This window comes from Geomonas sp., assembly GCF_056994735.1.
In genome coordinates this window covers 1-6106 of the sequence record NZ_JBXKJL010000435.1, presented here as the reverse complement: position 1 = coordinate 6106, position 6106 = coordinate 1, and the positions used below count along the sequence as shown (strand labels likewise).

Annotated in this window: 5 protein-coding genes; 2 read left to right on the top strand and 3 right to left on the bottom strand. The window is 64.5% G+C overall.

Going from position 1 to position 6106, the window contains the following annotated elements; translation table 11 throughout:
- Positions 1 to 87: 87 nt before the first annotated feature.
- On the bottom strand, positions 88 to 744 hold the full coding sequence (locus AC11W3_RS19015; protein ID WP_484093552.1) for an IS630 family transposase: 657 nt from the start codon (positions 742 to 744) through the stop codon (positions 88 to 90).
- Positions 745 to 963: 219 nt separating this feature from the next.
- Here AC11W3_RS19015 and AC11W3_RS19010 point away from each other — a divergent pair, with 219 nt between their 5' ends.
- Entirely contained in the window at positions 964 to 2670 is a 1707-nt protein-coding gene (locus tag AC11W3_RS19010; protein ID WP_484093551.1) for an IS1634 family transposase, read from the top strand.
- A gap of 117 nt (positions 2671 to 2787) precedes the next feature.
- Here the strand turns inward: AC11W3_RS19010 and AC11W3_RS19005 are convergent, their stop codons facing one another.
- The gene (locus tag AC11W3_RS19005; RefSeq protein ID WP_484093550.1) at positions 2788 to 4215 is read right to left on the bottom strand and encodes a transposase; all 1428 of its coding nucleotides are present in this window, start codon (positions 4213 to 4215) and stop codon (positions 2788 to 2790) included.
- A 363-nt stretch (positions 4216 to 4578) separates the two neighbouring features.
- Here AC11W3_RS19005 and AC11W3_RS19000 point away from each other — a divergent pair, with 363 nt between their 5' ends.
- Complete coding sequence (locus tag AC11W3_RS19000) at positions 4579 to 5793, top strand: ISL3 family transposase (protein WP_484093549.1); 1215 nt, start codon at positions 4579 to 4581, stop codon at positions 5791 to 5793.
- 8 nt (positions 5794 to 5801) lie between these two features.
- On the opposite strand, the gene AC11W3_RS18995 is transcribed toward AC11W3_RS19000, so the two are convergent.
- The coding region (locus AC11W3_RS18995; protein WP_484093548.1) for a hypothetical protein at positions 5802 to 6106 on the bottom strand (305 nt) is incomplete at its 5' end.

Here is a 6106-nt window from a genome sequence, read left to right as displayed (position 1 = left end):
ACTGCTCCAGGAACAGGTGCACCACCGCGGTGTTCAGTGGCGGCGTGATCAGTCCCGAGGCCGCCCCGGTGCCGGGACAGAGCGCCGTCAGCACGTAGAGGAAGGTGTATTGGGTCTGCCGCACACTGCACGCGGCCGCGTCCCCTTCCGCGCCCAGACCCGCGTCAGCGTCCCCTGGTGGCCGAACCGGGCCTCGTCCTCGAACCAGACCTGCACCTGCTCGTCGGGATGCGCCTCCTGGATGGCCTGGATCTGATCGGCGATGACCTCCCGGAAGATCGCCTGCAACTCCTCATCAGCGTCCTTGTGCTGGGGCCGGGGCCTCAGGCTGCTGAAGCCGTGACGGTGCCGCAGGTCGTAGACGGCCTGGAGGCTCATCAGCACGCCGAACTCGTGTTCCAGGAGGTGTTGGAGGTCGCGGCCGCGGAAGGTACAGACCCGGTCCTCAGGCGTCGGCCCCGCCTCCAGCCGGTGTTGGAAGCGGAGCAGTTCCGGTCTGGCGAGGCGGGGCGGCCGGCCGGTGTGGGGCCGCTCGGCGAGGGCCTGGGGGCCGCCGTGGTTGTAGCGGGCGATCCACTCCTGGACGGCGCGGGGGCGACAGCCGAGGGCCTGGGCGATCTCGGCGGCGGAGCGGCCCGGAGTGGCGAGGATGACGGCCTGGTAGCGGACCCAGACCCGTTTGCGGGTGATCGTCTGGGCCAGGCGCCGGAGTTCGTCGAGGGGCAGGTGGTCGTGGACGTGCATGGGGAGGCTCCGGGAGTGAAACGGGGGAGCCTCATCGTGACCGACCGGCCAAGCTAGCCCGAAGTTCCGGACCATTTTTCGTCGTAAGTCAGCGGCTCATCAGCGGTCAACCTCGATTTCGACTCGGAAATGTAGCCACTAAAAAATCGGAAAGCCTCTTGACAGGGCCGTCGTACCTTCGAAAATGACCGCATGGCAACACGAGGCGGCGCCGTTCATGTGGCTACGACCAAACGGGTCTACAAGGGAAAGACCTACGTCACCCATCTGCTCCGACGCTCCATCCGCCAGGGAAAGACCGTCACCCATGAGACCCTCGGCAACCTCTCCCCTCTCCCCGAGCACCTCATCGAAATCATCAAACGCTCCCTCAAGGGCGAGGCGTTCGTCCCCGCGGCCGAGGCCGTTCGCATCACACGCTCGCTGCCGCACGGCCATGTCGACGCCGTCCTGACGATGATCCGCAAGCTGGAACTGGAGGAGCTCATCGCCTCGGAGCCCTCGCGGCAACGCAACCCGGTCCTCGCCATGATCGCCGAACGCCTGCTGTTCCCCAGTTCCAAGCTCGCCAACACCCGGCACGGGCACGACACCACCTTGGCCGAGGAGCTGAACGTCGGCGACGCCACCGAGGATCAGCTCTACGAGGCCATGGATTGGCTGCTGAGACGGCAGGAGGCGATCGAGATGAAGCTGGCGAAGCGGCACCTCAGCGCCGGGGCGATGGTGCTCTACGACGTCACCAGCAGCTATTACGAGGGGAAGACCTGCCCGCTGGCCCGCTACGGTCACGACCGGGACGGCAAGACCGGCTGCCCGATCATCGTCTACGGCACGCTGACCGACGCCGACGGGCGACCGGTCGCCGTGCAGGTCTACCCAGGCAACACCGGCGACCCCACGACCGTCCCCGACCAGGTCGAGGCCCTCACCAAGCGGTTCGGCCTGTCGCGGGTGGTGCTGGTCGGCGATCGCGGTATGCTCACGCAAACTCAGGTCGATGTGCTCAAGAAGCATCCGGGCCTGGGGTGGATTTCGGCCCTGCGCAGCGGCGCCATCCGCCGCCTGCTGGCCGCCGGCCACCTGATCCGAAAGGACCTGGAGGCCGAACGCCTGGCGGAGATCACCGCGCCGGAATTCCCCGGCGAACGGCTGGTAGCTTGCTACAATCCCCAACTGGCCGACCAGCGCCGACAGAAGCGTCAGGACCTGCTCGCGGCCACGCAGGCCGAACCGGAGACGCTGGCCGCGCACGTGGCCCGGCCGGCGGGCGTGCCGGAGACGGCGGCCGCGATCGGCGTGCGGGCGGGGAAGATCATCAACCATTACAAGATGGCCAAGCATTTCACCCTGACGATCCGCGACGGCTACCCGGGATGGTGCCGCAAGGAGGAGGCAATCAAGGATGAAGAGCTTCTGGATGGGATCTATGGGATTCGGACCAGCGAGCCGGCCGAGCACCTGACGGCCGCCGACGGTGTGCGGTCGTACAAGCGACCGGCCTTGGTGGAGCAGGCGTTCCGGTGTGTCAAGGGGCTCGACCTGTTGGTGCGTCCGATTCACCACCGCACGGCCGAGCGGGTGCGGACGCACATCCTGCTGTGTCTGTTGGCCTCCTCCGTGGAGTGGCACCTGCGTCAGGTGTGGGAACCGTTGCTGTTCGAGGATGAGGAGTTGGCCGTGGACCGGCGCCGGCGTGACCCGGTGGCCCCAGCCCGCGCCTCGCAGTCGGCACGACTGAAGAAGAAGACGCACGTGACGACGGGCGGTCTGCCGGTGCAGAGTTTTCGGACGTTGCTGGCTCATCTGGGGACGCGCTGCCGGAACCTGTGTGTGATGAGTGCCGATCCTCATCAGACAACTTTCTGCCAGGTGACGGAGGCCGATGCGCTCCAGGCCGAGGCGCTGCGGTTGATCAAAGTGTAGCCAGAAAGGGGAACCGGGAATTGATGCAAGTCGTTTACCACTATAGATATTTCCTTGATTCCCCCCTGGAACTTCGGACTAAGGGACTGGCACCACCCCTCTCAACATGCAGGAACTTTAACGTGATTCGCTGGATTTGGAGGACATAGCTTGCTTCGGCTCTTTCCTCGGTGGCGAACGCCTGCCCACGCTCTGGTCCAGAAGCCTCTGGGTCGAGACGTGGGGCGAATCGCCGCCTGACTTCCGCTTCGTCGTCCGAACCTTCTTCGGGCCTCGTGACGCCTTCCGCATCCAATAGACGCGGACATGCGATGCCACTTCCTTCAGCGTCTCAGCCATCGCTGGGGCATCATAAGACCTCACGAACGACCAAGTCGCAGGCGGCAACGCGATCATCATCCCCCGGTAGGTGTGCGCGATCTCGTCCACCAACGCGTAATGCGACAGGGCCTCGACCTCCTCCTCGCCGTGCACCGCACGCAGGTTCCCTTCGAGCAGCGCCACCGCGTTACCGGCCACCACTGACATCGCGAACGCGAACAACGCCGCTCGGGGGTAGCTCAACGTCGGCACTTCGCAGTGCAACAGAGCGGTCAGCCGCTGGAAGTGCCTCTCAATTCGCCAGCGACCCCGGTAGGTCTCAGCGATTAGGATCGCCGATACCTCGACGGGCAAGTTGGTCACCAACTCGATCTCGGTCTCGCCCTCACGCGTCGGCTGGTCCAACTGCAAGACGATCCGCCGCATCACCTGGGGTTCTCCTCCCTCAGGATCCTCGACCTGGATCCGATGCTCGAAGACCGTGCCCGTGGCGCAGCGGCCGACCGGGACCAACTCCCCCCGCGGGGTGAAGGGCAGGGCCTTCTGATGCCGGCGGATCAGGAAGAAGGCCCCACGCCGCTCGACCTCCCGTAGGAACCACCGCACGCAGAAGTTCCGGTCCGCGATCCACAACTGACCGGCGCCGACGCTCACCTGGTCCAGCAGGGCGCGCTCCTGGGTATAGGCATCCTCGCACAGGACCACGTCCTCAATGATCCCGCTGACCGGCTCATAGACCGCCAGCAGCTTCCCCGGTAACCCGGCGGCGCGGAGGTTGCGCAGGGGCCGGAGCCGATGCTCGGTGCCGGCCAGGGCATTGCCGTCGAGCACGCGGGCGTGATAGCCAGGGATCGGCTCGTCCAACAATCCCTCGGCGGCGGCGATGACGGCGCGGGCCTGCGCGGCGGTGTGGCGGACGACAGCGGCAGCGATGGGCGGCTCCATGCGTTGGAGCTTGCCGTAGAACGCCGCCTCCGAGACGCGGATCTGCTCCCACCGGGCCAGGTAGGCGGCGCGGGACGACGGTCGCGTCCCGCTGGCGACGTCGAGCATGATGTCGACCATGTGGGTCAGGGTCAGTTCGCGCGTGTACTGGGCGTCGGTCACCTGCTGGAACAGGGTCTCGAATGTGGGCTCATCGATGAGCCACTCCAGGGCCATTCGAGTCATGACGGTGGCGGCGGCCCCCTTGGCGAAGGGATCGAGGATGGCGGGAAGAGTCACGTACACCTCCGAGTCAATGGTTCGATCTTATCTACGTTGAACCAGGAGGTTACGTTCAAAATCCCTGCATGTTGAGAAGACTGGTATGCTGGCACCATGTCGGACGAAACCGTGCCCGCAGCCATACCGGACCGGCTCTCGATGTGGCCGATCAGTTTCAACATTCATCAACGTGCTCAAGAGAGATAAGGTCCGATTTCAGAAGACCAGAGACTATCGCAACGTTGCCGAATGGTGCAGGCTTGCCTCATAAGGACGATAAAAAAGGGTTCATCCGGCGGAATCGCGCGCCGGGGTTGAAAAAGGCGGACATGCTGATTCCAGTTGGAGTTGCATCAAAGGGCTCCACACCGGGAGGTCAGCATGTCCACCAGCCTGTTGTATCACGCCTTCGGCATCCGCGGCTACGAGTACACCCGCACCGACTTCCAGGGCGGCCAGGTGATCTTCTCCATCCACCAGGAACCCAGGACCTGCCGCTGCTCCGCCTGCGGGTCGCCCCAGGTCCGGTCGCGCGGTCGGGTCGAGCGCCGCTTCCGAACCGTGCCCATCGGGAGCCGCGCCACGTTCGTAGCCCTGCCCATCCCGCGCGTCGAATGTCAGGCCTGTGGCGTGGTACGCCAGGTTGAGATCCCCTTCGCCGACCCGCGACGCAGCTATACCACCTCCTTCGAGCGCTACGCGCTGGAACTGTCGCGGCGCATGACCATTCGCGATGTGGCCGTTCACCTGGATGTCGGCTGGGACGTGATCAAGGAGATCCAGAACCGCGACCTCTCGCGCCGCTTCGCCAGGCCCAAGCTCAAGCACCTGCGCCGGATCGCCATCGACGAGATCGCCGTCGCCCAGGGGCACCGCTACCTGACGGTGGTCCTGGACCTGGAGAGCGGCGCCGTGGTCTTCGTCGGCGACGGCAAGGGGGCCGATGCGCTGAAGCCCTTCTGGAAGCGGCTGCGGCCCAGCAAGGCGAAGATCGAGGCGGTGGCCATGGACATGTCGAAGGCGTATCGCGAGGCGGTGTCGACCCACCTCCACGAGGCGAAGATCGTGTTCGACCGTTTCCATGTCGTCAAGCTCTTCAACGAGAAGCTGACTCAACTCCGCCGCGACCTGCACCGCGAGGCGACCGAGGTGCTGCACAAGGAGGTGCTCAAGGGGACGCGCTGGCTGCTGCTGAAGAACCCGGAGAACCTCGACGAGAAGCGGGACGAGAGGCGGCGGTTGGAAGAGGCCTTGGCCCTGAACAAGTCGCTGGCCGTAGCCTACTACCTGAAGGAAGATCTCCGACAGTTCTGGGAGCAGCCCGGCAAGCGATTCGCGACGGCGTTCCTCAACGACTGGCTGAAACGGGCGGAGGTGTCCGGGATCAAGATGCTGCAGCAGATGGCCCAGACGCTCGCGGCGCACCGCAGTGGGCTGTTGGCGTACTACGACGTGCCGATCACGAGCGGCCCGCTGGAGGGGACGAACAACAAGATCAAGACGATGAAGCGCCAAGCCTATGGGTTCCGGGACCGCGAGTTCTTCAAGCTGAAGATCCTGGCGATCCACGAGACCAGATACGAGATGGTCGGATAAGTCGATTCTTACGGCTCGTCAGGCGGCGCGCGCTTCCGCCGGATGAACCCTTTCTCGAGGCCATTCCAGTCACTTGGATGATTGGATATGTACCTATGACCCGGAGAGTCCTCGGATCTGAGCGCTGAAATCACGTTTAAGATCCTGGGCTGATTGTGACTTGGATCAATAGCCCGTCGGGATTGGCGAGGGGTTTCCTTTTTTCTCCTCTTCTTTTCCCGGTCCTCTCTTCGCGCTCTCTGCGATGAAATCTGCCTCCATTCGATCTTGACGAGATCGCCCTCGTCGGTTTTGATGAGGTTCGATTTCATGG

Bases quoted from the DNA above. Each gene is read 5' to 3' on its own strand.
- AC11W3_RS19015 (WP_484093552.1), bottom strand. From the start codon at position 744: ATGCACGTCCACGACCACCTGCCCCTCGACGAACTCCGGCGCCTGGCC.
- AC11W3_RS19000 (WP_484093549.1), top strand. From the start codon at position 4,579: ATGTCCACCAGCCTGTTGTATCACGCCTTCGGCATCCGCGGCTACGAG.